Origin of the sequence: Chelativorans composti, assembly GCF_039541695.1 — a bacterium.
Classification (GTDB): Bacteria; Pseudomonadota; Alphaproteobacteria; order Rhizobiales; family Rhizobiaceae; genus Chelativorans; species Chelativorans composti.
This window is the reverse complement of record NZ_BAABGS010000020.1, coordinates 1-20,636: the sequence shown is the minus strand read 5'-3', so window position 1 is coordinate 20,636 and position 20,636 is coordinate 1. Positions and strand designations below refer to the sequence as shown.

Below are 20,636 nucleotides of genomic sequence, written 5' to 3'. Positions count from 1 at the left end.
TTCCTCCTGGCGTGCTGTATTTATGTGGTGATGTACGGACTGGCGGAGTTTGTCGAGCCAAGACGGGTTGAGACGATTCTCGATGTGCCGGTGGAGCAACTCCCATGAGTGGGTCGGGTGCGCAGATTGAAGCTTTTCTCGAGATGATGGCGGCCGAACGGGGCGCCAGCGACAACACGTTGCGCTCCTACCGGCGCGATCTCGAGGATGCGGAAGCCTTCTTTTCCGCGACGGGCGGCAGCCTCGTGAACGCGGGCACCGCGGGTATCAGCGCCTGGATCGCGGACATGGGCAAGCGCCATTTCGCCACCAGCACGGTGGCGCGCAAGACCTCCGCTGTGCGGCAGTTCTTCAAGTTTCTCTACACCGAGGGTGTACGTGGCGACGACCCCACCGGCCTGCTTGACACTCCGAAGAAGGTGCGGGCCCTGCCGAAGATCCTCTCGGAAAAGGAGGTGCGGCGGCTGCTGGACCGTGCGGAGGAGGAAGCCCGCGCAGCCGAGCCTGGCTCCTCCCAGCGTCTGGTGGCACAGCGGCTGTCCACGCTGCTGGAGCTGCTCTATGCGACGGGACTGCGCGTCTCCGAGCTGGTTTCTCTTCCCGTGACGGTGGCGAAAAGGGACGACCGTTTCTTCCCTGTGCGGGGCAAGGGCGGCAAGGAGCGTGTCGTGCCCCTGTCCGCGCGGGCGAAAAAGTCGATTGCTGCGTGGATGGAAGAGCGCGCGCGCCACCCTGGCATGGCGGATAGTCCGTTTCTTTTCCCGGCTGGCTCAAGGCAGGGCTATCTGCCCCGCCAGGTCTTTGCGCGGGAGCTGAAGCTGTTGAGTGCGCGGGCTGGCATCCCCACCGCCAAAACTTCGCCACATGTATTGCGTCATGCCTTTGCGAGTCATCTGCTGCAGAACGGCGCTGACCTGCGTGCGGTCCAGCAGCTGCTTGGACATACGGACATATCGACGACCCAGATCTACACGCATGTGCTGGAAAAACGGCTTCGGGACCTTGTGCAGAACAACCATCCGCTTGCCGATTAGTCGGTTGACCGCTATGTGAAACCGGACACTGGTTAGCCAGATACCAGGGCTGACCTCACGAATTCCTACCGATTTGGCGGGTTGATGTACAACTATCTGGATTTTGAAAAACCGGTTGCCGATCTCGAGGGCAAGATTCTGGAGCTGAAGAAGCTCACGGAAAGCGGCGAGGCAGTTGATGTCGCCGATGAGATCGCCCGGCTGGAGAAGCGCTCGAAGGATGCGCTGCGGGATCTCTACAAGGCACTGACGCCCTGGCAGAAGGCGCAGGTGGCGCGTCATCCGGATCGGCCCCACTGCATGGATTACGTGAAGGCTCTCTTCACCGATTTCACGCCTCTGGCGGGCGACCGTACCTTCGGTGAGGACCGGGCCATCGTTGCGGGCTTTGCCCGTTTCAAGGGACAGTCCGTGGCGATCATCGGCCAGGAGAAGGGCAATGACACGCAGAGCCGCCTGCGTCACAACTTCGGCATGGCCCGTCCGGAAGGCTATCGCAAGGCGATCCGTGTCATGGACCTTGCCGACCGCTTCGGCATTCCGGTGATCTCGCTCGTCGATACGGCCGGTGCCTATCCCGGGGTCGGTGCGGAGGAGCGCGGCCAGGCGGAGGCCATTGCGCGCTCCACCTCCAAGTGCCTGTCGCTCAAGGTCCCCAACATCGCAGTCGTCATCGGCGAAGGCGGTTCGGGCGGCGCGATTGCGATCGCCACGGCTAATCTTGTCTATATGCTGGAGCACTCGATCTACTCCGTCATCTCGCCGGAGGGAGCGGCCAGCATTCTCTGGCGCGACGCGACGCGCGCCAAGGACGCCGCGACCAACATGAAGATCACGGCGCAGGACCTGCTGCAGCTCAAGGTCATCGATGGCATCATTCCGGAACCGGTGGGCGGCGCGCACCGTGACCCTGCCGCGGCCATCGAGGCGACGGGCCGGACCATTGAAGAGGGCTTCGCCCAGCTTGCCGCGCTTGGACCCGACTATCGGGAGCTGCGCCGCGAGAAGTTCCTCGCCATCGGCCGCACGCTCTGACGGCAGCGGTCGCCAGGCGGCTAAGGTCCGGGAACGTCGTCTGTCCCTGAGCGGCCAAGTCGGAGCTTCCGGGCGATCAATCGTAGCGCCGGGCGGACTCCTAGGCAGTCAGATCACCAAGTTTTGAACGGAACCGCCGATGCAGAATGCAGAACTGCATCGGCGGTTTTCGTGTCGTTTTCCGGCAAATCGTGTGCCAACGTGCCCGCGCGAGCGGTGCCGGAAAGGGGCGGACGGCTCCACGTAAGGAGGATGTATTCTTTCGGTACAATCCTTGCGCGCTGTTTCAGGAAAATGTTACACCGCGAACAGTTTGATGCTGCGAGTAACGCTTTATCAAGCATGTGGGTCTTAACACTGAAGTTTGCCGCTGGCAGGCGGGCTCTTGGACCAGCAGGTGGGGTATGAAAAACCGCATTGCACGTGCTTTTGTGATTGGTGTTGCTCTGGCCGTTCTTGCCGGGTGCAGTGGCGGTGGCCTTGAGGACATCGCCCCGACCTCGAAGAAGGCTCTGCGTCCCCTGCCGCAGAAGATCGTTACCCAGATGAATGCCAAGGGGATGAAGAAATCGTCCCCCATCCTGATGCGCATCTTCAAGGAAGAGAATGTCCTTGAGGTCTGGAAGCAAAAGACCAACGGTAAGTTCGATCTGATCGCCAGCTACGAGATCTGCAAGTGGTCGGGCGAGCTTGGCCCGAAGTACATCGAAGGCGACCGGCAGGCGCCCGAGGGGTTCTACACGGTTACGCCCGCACAGATGAACCCGAACTCGCTGTATCACCTGTCGTTCAATCTCGGTTATCCGAACGCCTATGACCGGGCCAACGGCCGCACCGGTTCGCATCTGATGGTGCATGGCGACTGCTCCTCCGCCGGGTGCTACTCGATGACGGACGAGCAGATGGAGCAGATCTGGGCCTTCGCCCGCGACGCGTTCGAGGGTGGCCAGACCGCCTTCCAGGTGCAGGCCTTCCCCTTCCGCATGACGCCCGAGAACATGGCGCGCTACAAGGACGATCCGAACTTCGAGTTCTGGAAGATGCTCAAGGTCGGATATGACATGTTCGAGATCACCAAGCAGCCGCCCAAGGTGGATGTCTGCGAGGCGAAGTACCAGTTCAATCAGATCGCGGCCCCCGGCTACTCGTTCAACCCGGCCGGCCCCTGCCCGCCCATGTCTCTGCCCGAGTCGCTGGCCGTACAATATGCCAAGCACAAGGCCGAGCAGGACAAGGCTTTCTCCCGTGCTGTCCAGCTTGCATGGCTGACCAACAAGCCGCGCAGCGAGACGATCCTTGGCATTGAGGAGGCCAGGCTGGTGGCCGACTGGACGCGCCGCCGCGCGCGGGGCGAGAAGGTTGCCTCGCGGCCTCCGTCGCTGCCGTCACCGACGGCTGTCGCCTCGGCGAAGCCCGCCCAGACCCAGCAGAAGGATGTGGCCGCCGTTGCATCCGCCGTTCCGGCGCCTGCCGCCGAAACCCCGGCGACCAGCCTGCCGGCAACGGCCTTCGTTGCGACGCTGCGGAAGAGTGAGACGGCGCCTTCCGCTGGTGCCATGCCGGATTTTCCCGCCGCCGCGCCCGATGCTGCAGCGGCGGCTTCCCCATCCGTTGCGGTCGCCGTTCCGACGCCGGATCCGCGAAACCAGGGCGGGCAGGAGGTGGCCGCTGCCGCCGAACCGAAGGCCCAGCGCCGGACGCTCGGAGCCCTTTTCTCCCGCATCATGGGAAACTGACCGGGGATGGCCGAACCCGACACCTACGACCTCAGGGGGCTTAAGTGCCCCTTGCCGGTGATGCGGGCGCGCAAGCGGTTGGCTGCGCTCGCTCCGGGCGACCGTGTCTGGCTTGAAACCACCGATCCGCTTGCTGTGATCGACATCCCCGCCTTCTGCCAGCAGGAGGGCCATCGCCTGCTGGAAACCGTTGCCACGTCTGATGGTCACCGTTTCCTGGTGGAAAAGGGAATGCCCGCGTCGGAGTAAGGGCCGCGTCATCAATCTGATTGCCGGCAGAGGGAAGCGGACAGAAGACGGCGTCATCGCCCCGACTGAAGAAAGGGTGCGCAAGCGGACGATACACCGCGAGCCCGGAATTGATCATTGCTCACGGCACGGCTGGGCGTGCAGGCAACTGGACCGTTCCGGCCGTTCTGGCTTGGGAGCTCTGGGCCAGGAACCGGATTCTCCCGTTTGAATCGTCTCAGCCGCCCTGGCCGTAAGCCATCGGCGCGTAATCGGGTCTTGGCCTGGGGCGCGGAACGTTCACGACACGGCCGATGTCAACGCCCTTGGCTGCATTGGCGGTCTTGGTCTTGCCCGCGGACGGACTGTAGATCAGGCCCACCTGCACGAGCCTTGGCTCCCGGGGTGTCTGCGCAAGATATGGAGAGTTGAAGATCAGCCGTCCCTGCTTGTCGCGCTTTTCGTTGCGCTTGGCGATCGCCTCCGGCGTGCAGATCTGCTTCGACATGTCCACCGGCCCGGAAACGGTCCCGCTGGGCCGCAGGTTGGTGATCGGGGTGCCGCCTCCGCCCTTGCGGAAACCTTGCGTGAGAAGGGCGGCGGCCTTGTCCGCGCGCTCCGTCTGGGACTCCGCGCCGAGCACGATGGCCGCCAGCGTCCGCCCGTTGCGCGTTGCCGTGGAAATGAGGTTGAAGCCGGAGGCACAGATATAGCCTGTCTTCATGCCGTCCGTTCCGGGAAACCGGCCGATCAGCGGATTGCCGTTCGGCATCTTGGCCTTGCCGGAAAGGATCCCTTCGATCGAGAACAGGCCCGTATACTGGGGGAACTCGGTGCGGATCGCCCGCACGAGGATGGCGAGATCCCGTGCGGTGGTGAACTGTTCGGGCGAGTGCAGGCCGTGCGCGTTGACGAAATGGGTGTCGCGCATTCCGAGCCGCCCGGCCTCGGCGTTCATCCATGCGGCGAACCCTTCCTCCGAGCCTGCCAGGCTTTCGGCGATCGAGCGCGCCACGTCATTGGCGGACTTGACCATGATGATCTTGAGCGCGTCCTCGAGCGTCAGCTGCGAGCCGGCCGGGTAGCCCATCTTCGCGGGCGGAAGCTTGGCCGCCGCTGCCGAAATTGTGATGGGCGTCTGCATCGTCGCATCGCCGTTCTGGATCATGCGGAACGCGACATAGGCCGTCATTAACTTGGTGAGCGAGGCCGGGTACCAGCGCTGAAAGGCATTTTCCTGCGCGATGACCTGTCCGGATGCGACGTCCATGAGAAGGTAGGGCCCTGCCTTCGCCGAGCCGGCGGACAGCGCGATGAGAAGAGCCCCTGCGAGGAACAGTTTGGCCCGAGCTGGCCGCTTCAGGTCAAGAAACTTCATGGAAACACATCCTGTAGCGTGGGACGAAACAGCGTTGCCCACTCACGTCAGTTCATGACAATGTGTCTGCTATTTAAAGCATGTGACCGTATAATGGCAAGGAAACGCCCCGCACGGTCGAATCGCGTATCAACCAGGGAATTCTCCACCATGACACTGCTTCCCGACATATCCACCCTACAGGCCGAAGCGACTCGTTGGCGCCGCTCTCTGCATGAGAAGCCGGAGCTTCTTTTCGATGTCCACGAGACGGCCCGCTTCATCGAGCAGAAGTTGCGCGACTTTGGGTGTGACGAGGTGGTGACCGGCCTGGGGCGTACCGGCGTGGTGGGCATCATCCACGGCCGCAAGGGAGCAGGGTCTGTCGTTGGCCTCCGTTCCGACATGGACGCCCTGCCGATCGAGGAACAGACCAATTTGCCATACCGGTCGACCGTTCCAGGGAAGATGCACGCCTGCGGGCATGACGGCCACATGGCCATGCTGCTGGGCGCGGCCAAGTACCTGGCTGCGACACGGAATTTCCGCGGCTCGGTTGCTGTCATCTTTCAGCCGGCGGAGGAGGGCGGTGGCGGCGGCCGCGAAATGGTAAATGATGGCCTGATGGAGCGCTTCGGCATCCGGACCGTTTTCGGCATGCACAATGTGCCGGGCCTGCCCGTCGGGCATTTTGCGATTCGGCCGGGCCCGATCATGGCTGCCACCGCCGAGGTTGACGTAGCGGTCATCGGCAGGGGCGGTCATGCAGCCCAACCGCAGGGGACAGCCGATCCGGTGGTCGCCGCGGCCCAGATGATCACGGCCCTGCAGACCGTAGTTTCGCGGTCCGTCGACCCAGTCGACGCGCTGGTACTGTCCATCACGAAGATCAATGCCGGTACGAGCCACAACATCATTCCCGACCGCGTGGATTTTGCCGGAACCGTCCGCACCCTTCGTTCCGAGGTGGCTGCAATGGCAGAGGAACGCATCCGCTCCATTTGTTCCGGTATCGCCTTGGCCCAGGGGGTTAAGGTGGAGGTGAGCTACCATCCCAATTATCCGCCGACGCGGAACGATCCGGCCCAGACCGAGCTGGCCGCTAACGTAGCTGCGGGGATCGTGGGCAGGGACTGCGTCGATGCCAATACGAACCCGATGATGGCGGGCGAGGATTTCGCCTACATGCTGGAGGCAAGGCCCGGCGCGTTGATTTTCATCGGCAACGGTGACACCGCAGGCTTGCACAACCCTCACTATGACTTCAACGACGACGCCATTCCGTACGGCGTGAGCTACTGGGTGCGCCTGGCCGAAACGACGCTGGAGCAGGGCTGACGCTTGTCGCTGCCGGTGCGGGGTTGAAGCCTTGCACCGGCCGCGTTGGATCGGCTATTAGGTCTTGGCGAACAGCTTTTCGCACGCTATGTGTGCCGCCGAGTGGTCCCGTAGCTCAGTAGGATAGAGCATCAGATTCCTAATCTGAGGGTCACAGGTTCGAATCCTGTCGGGATCACCATAAAAATCAACGACTTATCAATTTTCTTCCGTCGTCACGATTGGGTTGGGCGCAGTGGTCTGGCGCTTGCGGTCTGCGCGCGAATGCTTCGTCCTGCAGCCGCGACGGTCCCGCTGCGAGTTTTCGGTTCAAGGTGGCATCCTTCTGCACAAAATACGGCTCCGGCCGACGAATAACATGAAGTGGCAGGTGATCCTTTCACCGGGGTCATCATCGCTTCCGTGCAGGTTGCAGCGCAATCGGCCGGTTAAGGGGCGCCTGGAGAGTGGACCTTGGTCTTCTGTCCGGATCCGCTCCATTCCTCAGTTGGGTGCGACAGGAAGTCCAGGTCTGGAAGACGTTTTGCGAACCAGAGTTTGATCCACGTCAGAGCGGCCGCGCGGGCCCTATAAGAATATGCTTCTCGCAGCGGCTTCCTCCTCCTCTCTACCTTTGACCTTACCCTCCTCCAGGTAGCCGCTGCGATTTCCCTTTCGCATGTGTGAAAACCACCGCTGGGCGTCCATTCCCATCTGGGGGTTGGGGCGCTGATATCCGCCTGGGCTCTGCCCCGTGGCCTCGGCCGGGATCTGGACGATCACGGAAGAATCGCTCTCCCGTGGCCGGAGGCGGCGTTTGGGCAGGTCGTGTCGCGGACAAAAAATCGCTGCTACCCCTGCTTGCGTTTGACATAAGGCGGAGCTATCTGCCCCGACTGATAGAAGCTAGTTTTGCCGATTGTGTTGGATCGAGGATCCGGTGTTCGGGCATCTTTGCGCGTGGGGGTCAATTCACATGCCTCGTTGTGGGTATGAGGTCAGTCTGCCCTTAATTCGCCGCAACCGGACATTATTTCCCCCAGGATTGCAGTTGCCAAAGAGGGTGATAGCAATCGCTGATTGTGACAGCAGGATTCACGAATTGAGCGCCGCCGCCTCAACCTTTTCTTAGTCATAACATTCATATGACGCGATCCTTTCACCATCGTTCGCCAGAAGCCTTCCTGAGAAAGTAGGAGCTATATGCACCGTAGATCGTTCCTCGCTTCCGGAGTCAGCATGCTCATGTTCGCCTCCGGGGGATTGTCGCTTGATGCGTGGGCGCAGGATACCTCTCCGAATGTGGTAGAGGGGGCTGCACAGCCCTTCTCTTTTGATGTGCTGAGCGAGCGAATGAAGGAACGTGCCAGGCAGGCATACGAGGCGCCTGCGGAAGACCTTCCCGACGTTGTGAGCTCGCTCAACTACGATCAGCACCGTGCCATCCGGTTCCGCCCGGACCATGCGCTCTGGCAGGGTGAAGCCCCTTTTGAGCTGCAGGCGTTTCATCCCGGATGGCTGTTCAAGCAGCCGGTGAAGATCCATGTCGTCGAAAATGGGCAGGAGACGGAGGTCCATTTCGACAGCAGCATGTTTGAATACCGCCCGCCGCTCGACGCGTCGCAGTTCGCTGGTCTCGAGCTTCCGGGCGTTGCGGGCTTCCGGCTTCATTACCCCTTGAACGATCCGCAGGTGATGGACGAGCTTGTGGCCTTTCTGGGCGCTAGCTATTTCCGGGCATTGGGCCGCGGCAGCTTCTACGGGATTTCCGCGCGCGGACTCGCCGTCAACACGGCAACGTCGGAGGGCGAGGAATTCCCGCGCTTCAGTGAGTTCTGGATCGAGAAACCGTCGCGCCAGAGCCGCGAGATCAACATCTATGCGGCGCTCGACAGCCAAAGCGTCACCGGCGCCTATCATTTCAAGATTACGCCTGGCCCGAACACTGTAATGGACGTGACGGCGCGCCTATATATCCGGAAGGACATTCGCCGGCTGGGAATTGCGCCGATGACCTCGATGTTCCTGTTCTCGGAGAATAACCGCGCCGCCTTCGACGACTACCGGAACCAGGTCCACGACAGCGACGGGCTGAAGATTGTCCGCTCCAACGGCGAGGAGCTGTGGCGCAGCCTGAACAATCCTTCGGAGTTGGCGAACTCGTTCTTCATCGAGACCAACCCGAAGGCGTTCGGCCTGTTCCAGCGTGACCGCGATTTCGATCACTACCAGGATTCGGAAGCCGGTTACGAGCGTCGGCCCTCGCTTCTGGTGGAACCCCTCGGCGACTGGGGTAAGGGCGCGATAAACCTGGTCGAGCTGCCGACGGAGCTGGAGGTCAATGACAACATCGTGGCGTTCTGGATTCCGGAGGGCGAGGTCAAGGCGGGACAGGAGTTTGAGTACCGCTACCGCCTGACGTGGGGCTCGATCGAGGAATCGACGGAGAAGCTGGCGCGGGTTGTGGCGCTGCGCTCCGGCATCGGCGGAACTTCCGGTGTGGAGAATTCTCAAAATCTCCGCAAATTCGTGATCGATTTCGCCGGTGAGATCCTTCGGACGCTTACGCCGGAAGACAAGGTTGAAGCCGTCCTCAACGTTGGCAAGGCCAAGATCATTCATAACAGCATCACCTACGTGCCTGCCGGCGATGTCTGGCGCGTGGTGATGGATCTCGAACCCGGCGGCGATGACCCTGTCGAGATGAATGGTTATCTCAAGGTCGGGGACAACAGAATTTCTGAAGTATGGGCGTATCAGTGGAGACGTAATGATGGTCAGCGAAAATAAGCGAGCGGCTGTACGCCGCGTGATAGAACAAAGCGGCCTTCCTTCTGCGCCTCTGATTATGCCGGATCAGGTTCTGGTCCGTGAGCGGGCTTTCCTGAGGTTCAAGCCTCTCGCCCATTGGCTGGCCGTTCGCTGAACGGCCACCGGTCCTCTGACGCGCAGGTAACACGCAATGGTGCAGGCACGCCGACTGGTCTCGATTCTGTTCGCGCTCGTGACTGCGTATGCGGCGAGCCTGCTGGGTGCCGGCTACTTCTTTGCAGATGGGGCCCAGTGGCTTGATTTCGTGCGTGTTGGCCTGCTGGCGATCACCACCGCATGGCTGGCCTGGGGTGCGGTCATGGGGATCAGCGGGCTGTTCTGGGGCAGGGGGCCGCACCGTGCTCCCAGAACCCGGGCGCCATCGGTCCGCACGGCGGTTCTCGTTCCGATCTACAACGAGGACCCGGTCAAGACCTTCTCCCATGTCGCGGCGATGGTGGAGAGCCTCAAGGCTCTCGGCGTCGCCCATCAGTTCGATTTTGCCATCCTCTCGGACACCACCAACCCGGCCATCGCCGAGGAGGAGGAGCTGTGGTTCGCCCGGCTGAAGCTGGAACATGGCGATGGTTGCGGCATCTTTTACCGCCGGCGCGCGGTCAACACGGGCAAGAAGTCAGGCAATATCGCGGATTTCATCAAGACCTCCGGCAGCCTCTACGAGTATCTCATCATTCTCGACGCCGACAGCCTGATGGAAGGCGCGACGATGGTGGAGATGGTGCACCGGATGGAGGACGATCCGCAGTTGGGCCTTCTCCAGACGCTGCCCAAGGTCATTCGTGCCCGCTCTTACTTCGGCCGCGCGATCCAGTTTTCCGCCTCGTACTATTCGCCGGTTTATTCCCGCGGTCTTGCGGCCCTGCAGGGCGACGAGGGCCCCTTCTGGGGCCACAACGCCATCACGCGCACCCGCGCGTTCGCCGAAAGCTGCGGTCTTCCGCCCCTGCCTGGCAAGCCGCCGTTCGGCGGCCATATCCTGAGTCACGACTATGTCGAGGCCGCGCTTCTTGCCCGCAACGGCTGGACGGTTCGGGTCGATCCCGATCTGGAAGGGTCCTACGAGGAAGGGCCGGATAATGTGCTGGATTACGCCAAGCGCGACCGCCGCTGGTGTCAGGGCAATCTGCAGCACGGCAGGCTGCTTGCGGCACCCGGCCTGAAGCCCTGGAGCAGGTTCGTTTTCGTGCAGGGCATCATGGCCTATATCGCCGCGCCCCTGTGGGCGCTGTTCCTGATTGCTGCGGTAATTGCCCCGGCCATGAAGATCATCCCGGACTATTTCCCGCAGCCGGGCATGCCGGTGTTCCCCCGCGTCATGCAGGAGGACGCCGTGGCGCTGCTCACGGGCGTCCTCGGGCTTCTGATCGGTCCGAAGATCCTGATCTACATCGACGCCGTTCTCACCCGCCGTAATCGCGCCTACGGCGGCGACCTGAGGGCGCTTCAGGGCGTCGTGACGGAGATCCTGTGCTCCAGCGTTCTCGCCCCGATAATGATGCTGTTTCAGACCCGCGCCGTGCTGCAGGTGCTGTCGGGCATAGACGGCGGCTGGCCGGCCGCCAATCGCGAGGCGGGCAGGGTGAGCCTGTCAGAGGCCTGGGCGGCGAGCTGGTGGATTTCCGTCATCGGCTGCATCACGCTCGGGACGGCATGGCAGCTCGCTCACGATTATATAATTTACATCCTTCTGGTTGCCGGTCCCCAGATACTGGCGCCATTCCTCATCAGTCTGACATCCGGCGGTGGACGCTATGCGCGCAGGGGATTGTTCCAGACTGCCGAGGAGGCCAGCCCAACCCCTGTCATGACGGCTCAGCAGGCGATACTCGCCCGCTGGAGGAGTGAGCCGGAAGCCGACCTTGGCCCCGCGCAGGACACTGCGTTGCGGATGGGTCAGATTCTGCCGAACTGAGCCTTGGAGAAGTTCCGTGACACCAAACACAACCCTTCCTGGGGGTAGAGACCATCGTCTCGACATTTTCCGTGGTCTGGCGCTGATGATGATCTTCATCAATCACGTGCCGGGCAACGTCTTTGAGCATCTGACGTCGCGGAACTTCGGTTTTTCGGATGCCGCCGAGGCCTTCGTGCTGATGTCGGGTATTGCAGTGGGCCTTGCTTATTCGCGCGGCTTCGCAAACGGTCCGCTTCTGGATGCGCTGCTCAAGGTATGGCGCCGCGCCGGCAAGATCTACGTTACCCACATTGTGATCACCGCCTGGGCGATCGCCATCATCGCTGCCGGCATCGTCTTCCTGGACACTGCCGACATGGTGCAGAAGGTGAATTTCACGCGCCTTCTCGACCGGCCGCTGGCGGCCATGATCGGCATTCCGCTGCTGACGCATCAGCTCGGCTACTTCAACATCCTGCCGCTTTATTTCGTCCTGCTGGTCATCTCGCCGGTCTACATCATGATTGGGCAGCGCAGCCGCCTGGCGCTCGTCATGGTGGCGGCGGTGATCTGGTTCATCGCGGGCACGCACCGCCTGAACCTGCCGAACTACCCCAATCCTGGCGGCTGGTTCTTCAATCCTTTCAGCTGGCAGCTTCTCTATGCCATCGGCATCGCCGCGGGCCTCGAGGCGAAGGAGGGGCGTAAGCTCGTACCCTATGACGGCAACCTCTTCGCGATTGCCGCAGGCTTCCTCGTCCTCTCGCTGGTCTGGGTGAAATTCAGGCTCGGCGCTTTCCCGGGAAGTGGCACGCTGCCGTTTTTCATCAGCGGCTACGACAAGACCTTCCTTGCCCTGCCGCGGCTCCTGCACGCTCTGGCGCTCGCCTATGTTCTTACGAACATGGACGCCGTCACCCGTCTGCTCGCCACCCGTCCGTTCAAGCCCCTGGAACTGATGGGCCAGCACGGACTCTACGTTTTCGCCGCCGGCTCGGTGCTTTCGATCGCGCTGCAGGTGCTCCGCATCCGCTACGAGACGACCCTACTGCAGGACGCTGCCCTGCTCATGACGGGCATCCTCATTCAGTACTGGCTGGCGCTGCTCCTGTCCTATGTGTCGCCGAAGGCGCGCAAGGCCGCAGCCGAAAAGGCGAAAGCGCAGGAAGACCTGGGCGGACATGCCGCGCTGTTGCGGCGCTGATTGTTCTGAAGGTCACCAAGCCCTTGCCCTGATCCCGTCGAGGGGCAAGGGCGTCCAGAGGACGCCGCAATTCGTCTTTCCACAAGCTCAGGATGAAGGCGAAAGAAGCCATCGCCGCGGCGTCATGAATTCCCTGAAGTGCGCCGGAAATCCCGGCTGGTCTCACAGCCAGTCCGGGATCGAGTCCATGCCGATGAGCTGCTCGTAGGTCGGGCGCGGCCGGATGACGTGGAACCTGTCCCCGTTCACCAACACCTCCGGAACGAGCAGGCGGGTGTTGTAGGTGCTGGAAAGCACCGCGCCATAGGCGCCAGCCGTGCTGACACAGATCAGGTCGCCCGCCTTCATCAGCGGCAGCTCGCGGTCCTGGGCCAGAAAGTCGCCCGTCTCGCAAACCGGACCGACCACATCCACGGTGATGCGCTCGGCATCCGGCGCGGCCTGCACCACCGGTTTGATCGTATGGTACGCGTCGTAAAGCGTGGGGCGGATGAGGTCGTTCATTGCCGCGTCGACGATGAGGAAGTTCTTCGCCTCGCCGCGCTTGAGGTAAATGACCTCGGCAACCAGGATACCGGCGTTCCCCGCGATCAGCCGGCCCGGCTCCACGATCACCTTCACCCCTAGCCGCTTGATGTGCTTGGACACGATCTCGGCATAGGCGTCGGGCAGGGGCGGCGGCTCGTTGTCCTCCCGGTAGGGAACGCCAAGCCCGCCACCGATGTCCACATGGTCGATCTCGTGACCGTCCTCGCGCAGCGTCTCGGTGAGTTCGCTGAGCAGCGCGAATGCCTGATCGAACGGCCCGAGGTCCGTGATCTGGCTGCCGATGTGCATGTCGATGCCGGTGACCTTCAGACCCGGCAGCTCCGCCGCGCGGCGGTAGGCATCCCGCGCATCCTTCCAGGAGATGCCGAACTTGTTCTCCGCCTTGCCGGTGGAGATCTTCTTGTGCGTCTTGGCGTCCACGTCCGGATTGATGCGAAGCGACACCGAAGCCGTCTTGCCGAGCGCCTGTGCCCGCGCCGAGATGGCCTCGAGCTCCGGCATGGACTCCACGTTGAAGCAGAGAATCCCCGCCTCGAGTGCGAAGTCGATCTCGCGCGCCGTCTTGCCGACGCCGGAGAACAGGATCTTGTCCGCGGGAATTCCGGCGGCCAGCCCCCGTCGCAGCTCGCCCTCGGACACCACGTCGGCGCCGCTGCCGAGCTTCGCCAGCGTCTTCAGTACCGCCTGGTTCGAGTTCGCCTTCATTGCGTAGCAGACGAGCGAGTCGAAATCTGACAGCGCGTTCGAGAACACGTTGTAATGCCGTGTCAGCGTCGCCGTGGAATAGCAGTAGAACGGCGTGCCGACCGCCGCGGCGATCTGCGGGACGGGCACGTCTTCGGCATACAGGATGCCATCACGGTATTCAAAATGGTTCACGACAGGGAACCTTTCTTGAGCTGGGGCCCAACCTTCCGGCGGGGGCTGAAGGCCCTTCCACGGGAAACGATACTAGCTTCGCGTTGCGTCCGGCCGGCTCAGATCAGCGGGTCGAGGAAGAACTTGCGGTCCCTCGCCGGTCTCTTGGGTTCCGGCGGCAGCGGCTCCTTGTTGCGTTCCGCCTCGCGGCGCGCATCGACCGCAGCCTGGTAGGGCGTGTCGAGCGAGGTCTTGCGCCCGCAGGCGGTGAGAGCCACGACGGCGCTCAGGAGAACGATGGTCATCGAAGTGCGAACAGTCATGCCGAAACCCGCCTTGTCGATCAGTGCCGCTGGTGCAGATCACCTCCGCTTCCGATGATCTGCACCATTACCGTGCCGGAATGCAATCCCGGGCGGCTTCCGCCGTTCTCCCCGGGGCGCGATTTACCCGTTTTTCTGGGCTGCCTTGTTCTCCTTGGCAAGGCGCCGCCGCCAGTAGCGGATCTGCTTGCGCACTTCCGAAGGCGCCGTGCCGCCGTAGGACGTGCGGCTCTTCACCGAATTGTTGACGGACAGCACCGAGTAGACGCCCTCGTTGATCGCCGGATTGATGCTCCTGAGCTCCTCCAGCGTGAGCTTCTCGAGGCCGCACTTTTTCTGCTCGGCGAGCGCCACCGCCCGGCCGGTGACGTGATGCGCCTCGCGGAAGGGCAGGCCCGCCTCGCGCACCAGCCAGTCGGCGAGGTCCGTGGCCGTCGAGAAGCCCGAGCCCGCGGCCTTCTTCATGGCGGCACTGTTGATCTCCATGTCCTTGACCATGCCGGTCATCGCCGCGAGCATCAGGTCGAGTGTCTCGGCGGTATCGAATACCGCCTCCTTGTCTTCCTGCATGTCCTTGGAATAGGCGAGCGGCAGGCCCTTCATGACCGTGAGCAGGCCGACCAGGTGCCCGTTGATGCGTCCGGTCTTGGCGCGGATGAGTTCCGCCGCATCCGGGTTCTTTTTCTGCGGCATGATCGAGGAGCCGGTCGAGAAGGAGTCCGACAGCCGCACGAAGCCGAACTGCGGCGTCGACCAGATGACGATCTCTTCCGCCAGCCGCGACAGGTGCACGCCGCAGATCGCCGCGATGGAGAGGAATTCGAGCGCAAAGTCGCGATCGGAGACCGTGTCGATGGAATTGCGGGTGGGCTCGCGGAAGCCGAGCGTCTCGGCCGTCATGTGCCGGTCGATCGGGAAGCCCGTGCCGGCGAGTGCGGCCGCGCCCAGCGGGCATTCGTCCATCCGCTCGATCGCGTCGCGCACGCGCGAGCGGTCACGCCCGAACATTTCCACATAGGCCATCAGATGGTGGCCGAAGGTCACCGGCTGCGCCGTCTGCAGGTGGGTGAAGCCCGGCATCACCGTAGCGTAATGTTCCTCGGCGCGGTTGAGGAAAGCCTCGATCAGGTCGCCCAGCGCGCGGTCGATGCGCTGCAACTCTTCCTTGACCCAGAGGCGGAAATCGACGGCCACCTGGTCGTTGCGCGAGCGCGCCGTGTGCAGGCGTCCGGCCGCCGGACCGATCAGCTCCGCCAGCCGCGCCTCGATGTTCATGTGGATGTCTTCGAGGCGCGTGGAGAACTCGAACTTGCCGGACTCGATCTTTGACAGGATCATGTTCAGGCCGTCGGCGATTTGCCTTTCGTCTTCCGCCGAAATAATGCCAGTTTTTGCCAGCATGGCGGCGTGGGCGAGGCTTCCGCGAATGTCCTGCGTGTAGAGCTTGCGGTCGAAGCCGATGGAGGCGTTGATGGCTTCCATGATGGCATCGGGTCCTGAGGCAAAACGTCCGCCCCACATGCGGTTGCTGGCTTTGTTTTCACTCATCGTGTTTAACCGGGCGCTGAAAGAGTTCTGAAATGCTGGAGACCAAGTCGAAAGTGCCTACGCTGCGTCTTGTCGCGCTTGCCGCTGTTGCAGGCATCCTCGTCGGAACTACAGCCCTATACGTGATGGGTGCCATTGATGGCAACCGTTCCGAAGAGCAAGTGGTGGCACAGGGGGAAGCCTCCTGTCCAGCGCAGGCTGAAAGGCTGGCCGCGCTTGACCCGCTGATCCGGGGAGATGTGGCTGCCCTGCTGCCCGCGAAGGAGGCGCAGTCGGTGGGCGATCTCGCCTTCCGCGGCCCCGATGGCAGCGACATGAAGCTCGCCGACCTTTCGGGCAAGGTGCTGCTGGTCAATCTCTGGGCCACCTGGTGCGCGCCGTGCCGCGAGGAAATGCCGGCGCTCGACCAGCTTCAGGCGGAAAAGGGCTCCGACCGCTTCGAAGTGGTGGCCGTCAATATCGATCGGGGCGGCGACGAGAAGCCGAAGGGGTTCCTGGACGAGATCGGCGTCCGGTCGCTGGCCTATTATCGCGACGAAACGACCGGCATCTTCAACGAACTGCGCCGCCGCAACCTGGCGCTCGGCCTGCCCGTGACGCTTCTCGTGGACGAGGACGGCTGCCTGCTTGCACACATGAACGGCCCGGCCCACTGGTCCGGCGATGATGCGGAGAAGCTGATCGAGGCGGCGCTCGGCCGGCCCGCCGGCTGATCCGGACTGCTGCCCCGAAGACCATTGCTTATGCCGCATTCTTGTCGCGCATCCGACAACCCGTTAGGTTGCGCGCAAGGAGACTATCATGCGGATCAGACTTCTCGCGCTTACGCTGTTTCTTGCCAGCCAGGTTTCTGCGGCCGAACTCGCCATCCCGATTCCCGATCAGGATCACCTGACGCCGGAGACCCTTAATGTCGTCTACGACTGCTCCGGCCAGAAGCTGGAGGTGGATTACATCAACGCTGGCCCGGGTTCGCTTGCCGTTTTTGTCCGTAATGGCGAGCTGGTGGTCGCCTCCAACGTGCTGTCCGGCTCGGGCGCGCGCTATGCGGGCGGCAAGTACATCTGGTGGACCAAGGGTGCGGACGGCTCCCTTTATGATCTCACTCAAGGCGAGGATGCCGATCCCGTCCTTGAATGTTCGGAAGTGAAGAATACGAAGCCTTAGCGCGCAGGTCCGGCTCGGCACGGTCCTGCGGAGTGGCGGACGGCGCAGCCTTGACCCGAGGCCGCCACCTTCCTGCCCGCTTTGGTCTTATGGTTGTCCCTGAAGTGACAGTGAGGTGAGCCGCATGGACTTCCGAACCTTCCGCCGCGAACGCCTGTCTCGCCCGATCTTCCGCTGGGCATCTCGTCTCATGCCGCCCATCTCGGAGACCGAACGCGAGGCGATCGACGCGGGAACGGTCTGGTGGGACGGCGCGCTCTTCAGCGGCAATCCGGACTGGGACGAGCTGCTGTCCATGCCGCCGGCGCAGCTCTCGCCCGAGGAGCAGGCCTTCATCGATGGTCCGGTCCGGCAGCTTTGCGGCATGCTGGACGACTGGAGCCTCAACTGGCGCAACCGCGACCTGCCTCAGGAGGTCTGGGATTTTTTGAAGCGGGAACGCTTCTTCGGCATGGTCATCCCGCGCCAGTACGGCGGCTTCGGCTTTTCCAACTACGCCCATTCGGAGGTGGTGCGCACGGTCGCTTCCGCCAGCGTGGTGGCCTCCGTCACCGTCATGGTGCCGAACTCGCTCGGCCCGGGCGAGCTGCTGCTCCACTTCGGCACCGAGGAACAGAAAAATTACTGGCTGCCGCGCCTGGCGGAAGGATCGGAGATTCCCTGCTTCGGTCTCACCTCCGAGCACGCCGGCTCCGACGCCGCCTCCATGACCGACACCGGCGTTGTGGAATACGGCGAGTGGGAGGGAGAGCGGGTGCTTGGCATCCGCCTGAACTTTGCCAAGCGTTATATCACCCTGGGTCCGATCGCGACCGTCATGGGCCTCGCCTTCCGCATGCTGGACCCCGGGAACCACCTTGGACGTGGCGAGGACCTGGGAATTACCGTCGCCCTCCTGCCGATGAACCTGCCGGGCATCAGCCACGGCCACCGGCACATTCCGCTGCAGTCCTTCTTTCAGAACGGCCCGATCTTCGGGCACGACGTCTTCGTGCCGCTGTCCTTCATCCTCGGCGGCGAGGCGCAGATCGGCAAGGGCTGGAAGATGCTGATGACAGCGCTGGCCGCCGGCCGCAGCATCTCGCTGCCGTCGCAGTCGGCGGCCTCCTGCGCCATGGCTGCGCGCGCAAGCGGCGCTTATGCCGCCGTCCGCAAACAGTTCGGCCTTCCGATCGGCCGCTTCGAGGGCATCCAGGAGGCGCTCGCCGAGCTTGCCGCCAACGCCTATCTGGTCGACGCCGCCCGCCGCATGACGCTCGCCGCCCTCGACCGGGGCCATCGGCCGTCGGTTCTGTCGGCCATCATGAAGTACCACGCGACCGAGCGCATGCGTCAGTCGCTGAACCTTGCGATGGACATACACGGCGGCAAGGGCATCATCGAAGGGCCGAAGAACTATCTGGCGGCCGGCTATCGCGCAGTCCCCATCGGCATCACGGTGGAGGGCGCCAACATCCTCACCCGCAGTCTGATGATTTTCGGTCAGGGCGCCATCCGCTCCCACCCTTACATGCTGGAGGAACTGCTGGCCCTCTCCGATCCTGACAGCGACAAGGGCTTCGAGCGCTTCGAGACCGCCTTCTGGTCCCATGTCGGCCATTCGCTCAAGAATGCGGGCAGGGCCTTTCTGCGCGGCTGGAGCTTCGGCCTGCTGGCGCCCGCGCCGCGCCGCGGCGCCAATGCGCGCCACTGGCGGATGCTGTCGCGCTACGCTTCCGCCTTCGCGCTGCTCGCCGACATGGCGCTGCTCACGCTCGGCGGCAATCTCAAGCGCCGCGAGATGCTCTCGGCCCGTCTCGGCGACATCCTTTCCGAGCTCTATTTGCTGTCAGCCGCGCTGAAGCGCTACGAGGACGAGGGCCGTCCTTCCGAGGATGCGCCGCTGGTTGACTATGTGATGCGCAGGGGTGAGGGCAGGCTCGCTTCAGCCTTCGCCGGCGTGCTCAAGAACCTTCCCGCCCGCTGGGCGGCCTGGGTCGTGCGACTGGTGGCTTTTCCGCTCGGTGTCCCGCATCCGGCGCCCTCCGACCGGCTCACGCAGCAGGTGGCGGAAATCCTGCTGCAGCCCGGCGCGCAGCGCGACCGCCTGACCCCGAACCTCTACCTGGGTGAGTGGCGCGACGGCCATCCGGTGCGCGATCTCGAGGAAGCCTTCCGTCTGGTGAGCGAAGCCCACGGCGTGTTGAAGCGCATCCGGGGTGCCGGTGCAGAGAGTCCACAAGAGGCGGTCCAGCGCGGCCTCATCACTCCGGCCCAGCAGGAACTGCTCGAAAAGGCCGAAGCGGCGGTGGCCAGGGTGGTCGCGGTCGATGCCTTCGATCCGGACGAACTGGTGCCGAAGGGCGGCCGCGTCACCCATCATGTGCCCCGCCACGCCAAGGCCTGCACGATCCCGCAGGACATTCCTCCCGCCACCGATGAGGCGGCGGAGTGAGCCCGCAGGGGAAGGAACAGCCTGTTACCGCATCAGCGCGTCGGAACCGGAGGGTCCTCGCGGTAGTCGTAGAAGCCGCGGCCGGTCTTGCGGCCGAGCCAGCCCGCCTCGACATATTTCACCAGTAGCGGGCAGGGGCGGTACTTGGAATCGGCCAGCCCCTCGTATAGCACCTGCATGATCGACAGCACCGTGTCGAGTCCGATGAAGTCGGCGAGCTGCAGCGGACCCATCGGATGGTTGGCGCCGAGGCGCATGGCCGTATCTATGGCTTCCACCGAGCCCACGCCTTCATAGAGCGTGTAGATGGCCTCATTGATCATCGGCAGCAGGATGCGGTTGACGATGAAGGCCGGGAAGTCCTCAGCGACGGTCGTCACCTTGTCGAGGCTTTCCACGAAGGCGCGCGCCGTCTCGAAGGTCTCGTCGACCGTGGCGATGCCGCGGATGAGTTCCACCAGTTTCATCACCGGCACCGGGTTCATGAAATGGATGCCGATGAAGCGCTCCGGCCGGTCCGTCTGCGAGGCCAGCCGGGTGATGGAGATGGATGAGGTGTTCGATGCGATGATGGCTTCGGGGTTCAGGACGGGGCAGAGCTGCGCGAAGATCTTGCGTTTGATGCTTTCGTCCTCGGTTGCCGCCTCGATCACCAGATCGGTGTCGGCCAGGGCCTCGAGCGAGTCGGCCAGCTGAATGCGCTTGAGTGCCTCCTGACGGCTCTTTTCGTCGATCTTCCCTGCGGCAACCTGCCGCGCCAGATTCCCGCTGATCGTGGCCAGACCTGCCTGCAGTTTCTCCTGGACCACATCGTACAGCTTCACATCATAGCCAGCGACCGCGACGACATGGGCAATGCCGTTGCCCATCTGGCCTGCTCCGATGACGCCGACCGATTTGATGTTTTTCGTCATGACCGTGCTCCGCGGGAGTGTTCGCACACCATCCATCGAGAATCAAAAAGGGCAGGTCAGCTGCCTGACCAGCCCTCCAATGTGCATGTGCGTGCGCGAAAGTCAAAGCGCCTTTTCGAGCTCGGGGAGGATCTGGAAGAGGTCGCCGACGAGGCCGTAGTCGGCGACCTGGAAGATCGGCGCCTCCTCGTCCTTGTTGATCGCCA

General features: G+C 63.1%; 16 protein-coding genes, 1 tRNA gene and 1 pseudogene. 12 read left to right on the top strand and 6 right to left on the bottom strand.

The window, feature by feature from the left end; translation table 11 throughout:
• Positions 1-104 precede the first annotated feature (104 nt).
• From ABD906_RS07490 to ABD906_RS07475, 4 genes are all read left to right on the top strand, one after another.
• Positions 105-1,034 carry a site-specific tyrosine recombinase XerD gene (locus ABD906_RS07490; protein ID WP_345098884.1) on the top strand — a complete coding sequence of 310 codons (930 nt, stop codon included), beginning with the start codon at positions 105-107 and terminating at the stop codon, positions 1,032-1,034.
• Positions 1,035-1,118: 84 nt separating this feature from the next.
• Complete coding sequence (locus ABD906_RS07485; RefSeq protein WP_345098883.1) at positions 1,119-2,069, top strand: acetyl-CoA carboxylase carboxyltransferase subunit alpha; 951 nt, start codon at positions 1,119-1,121, stop codon at positions 2,067-2,069.
• Positions 2,070-2,473: 404 nt separating this feature from the next.
• Positions 2,474-3,805, top strand: coding sequence for a L,D-transpeptidase family protein (locus tag ABD906_RS07480; RefSeq protein WP_345098882.1), 1,332 nt, complete (start codon positions 2,474-2,476; stop codon positions 3,803-3,805).
• A gap of 6 nt (positions 3,806-3,811) precedes the next feature.
• Positions 3,812-4,054: a sulfurtransferase TusA family protein gene (locus ABD906_RS07475; RefSeq protein WP_345098881.1), complete on the top strand. Its 243-nt coding sequence runs from the start codon at positions 3,812-3,814 to the stop codon at positions 4,052-4,054.
• Between the two features lie 217 nt (positions 4,055-4,271).
• Here ABD906_RS07475 and ABD906_RS07470 read toward each other — a convergent pair whose 3' ends face one another.
• The gene (locus ABD906_RS07470) at positions 4,272-5,411 is read right to left on the bottom strand and encodes a D-alanyl-D-alanine carboxypeptidase family protein (RefSeq protein WP_345098880.1); all 1,140 of its coding nucleotides are present in this window, start codon (positions 5,409-5,411) and stop codon (positions 4,272-4,274) included.
• 150 nt (positions 5,412-5,561) lie between these two features.
• On the opposite strand from ABD906_RS07470, the gene ABD906_RS07465 reads away from it, so the two are divergent.
• From ABD906_RS07465 to ABD906_RS07445, 5 genes are all read left to right on the top strand, one after another.
• A complete protein-coding gene (locus tag ABD906_RS07465; RefSeq protein WP_345098879.1) occupies positions 5,562-6,728 on the top strand; it encodes a M20 aminoacylase family protein in 1,167 nt (388 codons plus the stop codon).
• Positions 6,729-6,832: 104 nt separating this feature from the next.
• Positions 6,833-6,909, top strand: a tRNA-Arg gene (locus tag ABD906_RS07460).
• 1,001 nt (positions 6,910-7,910) lie between these two features.
• The gene (locus ABD906_RS07455; RefSeq protein ID WP_345098878.1) at positions 7,911-9,497 is read left to right on the top strand and encodes an OpgD/OpgG family glucan biosynthesis protein; all 1,587 of its coding nucleotides are present in this window, start codon (positions 7,911-7,913) and stop codon (positions 9,495-9,497) included.
• Positions 9,498-9,669: 172 nt separating this feature from the next.
• Entirely contained in the window at positions 9,670-11,451 is a 1,782-nt protein-coding gene (gene mdoH / locus ABD906_RS07450) for a glucans biosynthesis glucosyltransferase MdoH (protein WP_345098877.1), read from the top strand.
• A 16-nt stretch (positions 11,452-11,467) separates the two neighbouring features.
• The gene (locus ABD906_RS07445; RefSeq protein ID WP_345098876.1) at positions 11,468-12,637 is read left to right on the top strand and encodes an OpgC family protein; all 1,170 of its coding nucleotides are present in this window, start codon (positions 11,468-11,470) and stop codon (positions 12,635-12,637) included.
• 162 nt (positions 12,638-12,799) lie between these two features.
• Here ABD906_RS07445 and lysA read toward each other — a convergent pair whose 3' ends face one another.
• From lysA to argH, 3 genes are all read right to left on the bottom strand, one after another.
• Positions 12,800-14,065, bottom strand: coding sequence for a diaminopimelate decarboxylase (gene lysA, locus ABD906_RS07440; protein ID WP_345098875.1), 1,266 nt, complete (start codon positions 14,063-14,065; stop codon positions 12,800-12,802).
• Between the two features lie 98 nt (positions 14,066-14,163).
• The gene (locus ABD906_RS07435; RefSeq protein WP_345098874.1) at positions 14,164-14,367 is read right to left on the bottom strand and encodes a lipoprotein; all 204 of its coding nucleotides are present in this window, start codon (positions 14,365-14,367) and stop codon (positions 14,164-14,166) included.
• 123 nt (positions 14,368-14,490) lie between these two features.
• Positions 14,491-15,915 (bottom strand): argininosuccinate lyase, encoded by a 1,425-nt coding sequence (argH, locus tag ABD906_RS07430; protein WP_345098873.1) that lies wholly within the window; start codon positions 15,913-15,915, stop codon positions 14,491-14,493.
• A gap of 32 nt (positions 15,916-15,947) precedes the next feature.
• Between argH and tlpA the strand changes: the two genes are divergently transcribed.
• From tlpA to ABD906_RS07415, 3 genes are all read left to right on the top strand, one after another.
• Entirely contained in the window at positions 15,948-16,628 is a 681-nt protein-coding gene (tlpA, locus tag ABD906_RS07425; protein ID WP_345098872.1) for a thiol:disulfide interchange protein TlpA, read from the top strand.
• Positions 16,629-16,716: 88 nt separating this feature from the next.
• Complete coding sequence (locus ABD906_RS07420; protein WP_345098871.1) at positions 16,717-17,082, top strand: MliC family protein; 366 nt, start codon at positions 16,717-16,719, stop codon at positions 17,080-17,082.
• A gap of 124 nt (positions 17,083-17,206) precedes the next feature.
• Complete coding sequence (locus ABD906_RS07415) at positions 17,207-19,516, top strand: acyl-CoA dehydrogenase (protein ID WP_345098870.1); 2,310 nt, start codon at positions 17,207-17,209, stop codon at positions 19,514-19,516.
• 32 nt (positions 19,517-19,548) lie between these two features.
• Here the strand turns inward: ABD906_RS07415 and ABD906_RS07410 are convergent, their stop codons facing one another.
• Positions 19,549-20,430, bottom strand: a complete 882-nt coding sequence (locus ABD906_RS07410; protein ID WP_345098869.1) for a 3-hydroxybutyryl-CoA dehydrogenase — start codon at positions 20,428-20,430, stop codon at positions 19,549-19,551.
• A 102-nt stretch (positions 20,431-20,532) separates the two neighbouring features.
• Positions 20,533-20,636, bottom strand: a pseudogene (locus tag ABD906_RS07405) (electron transfer flavoprotein subunit alpha/FixB family protein); the annotation flags it as partial.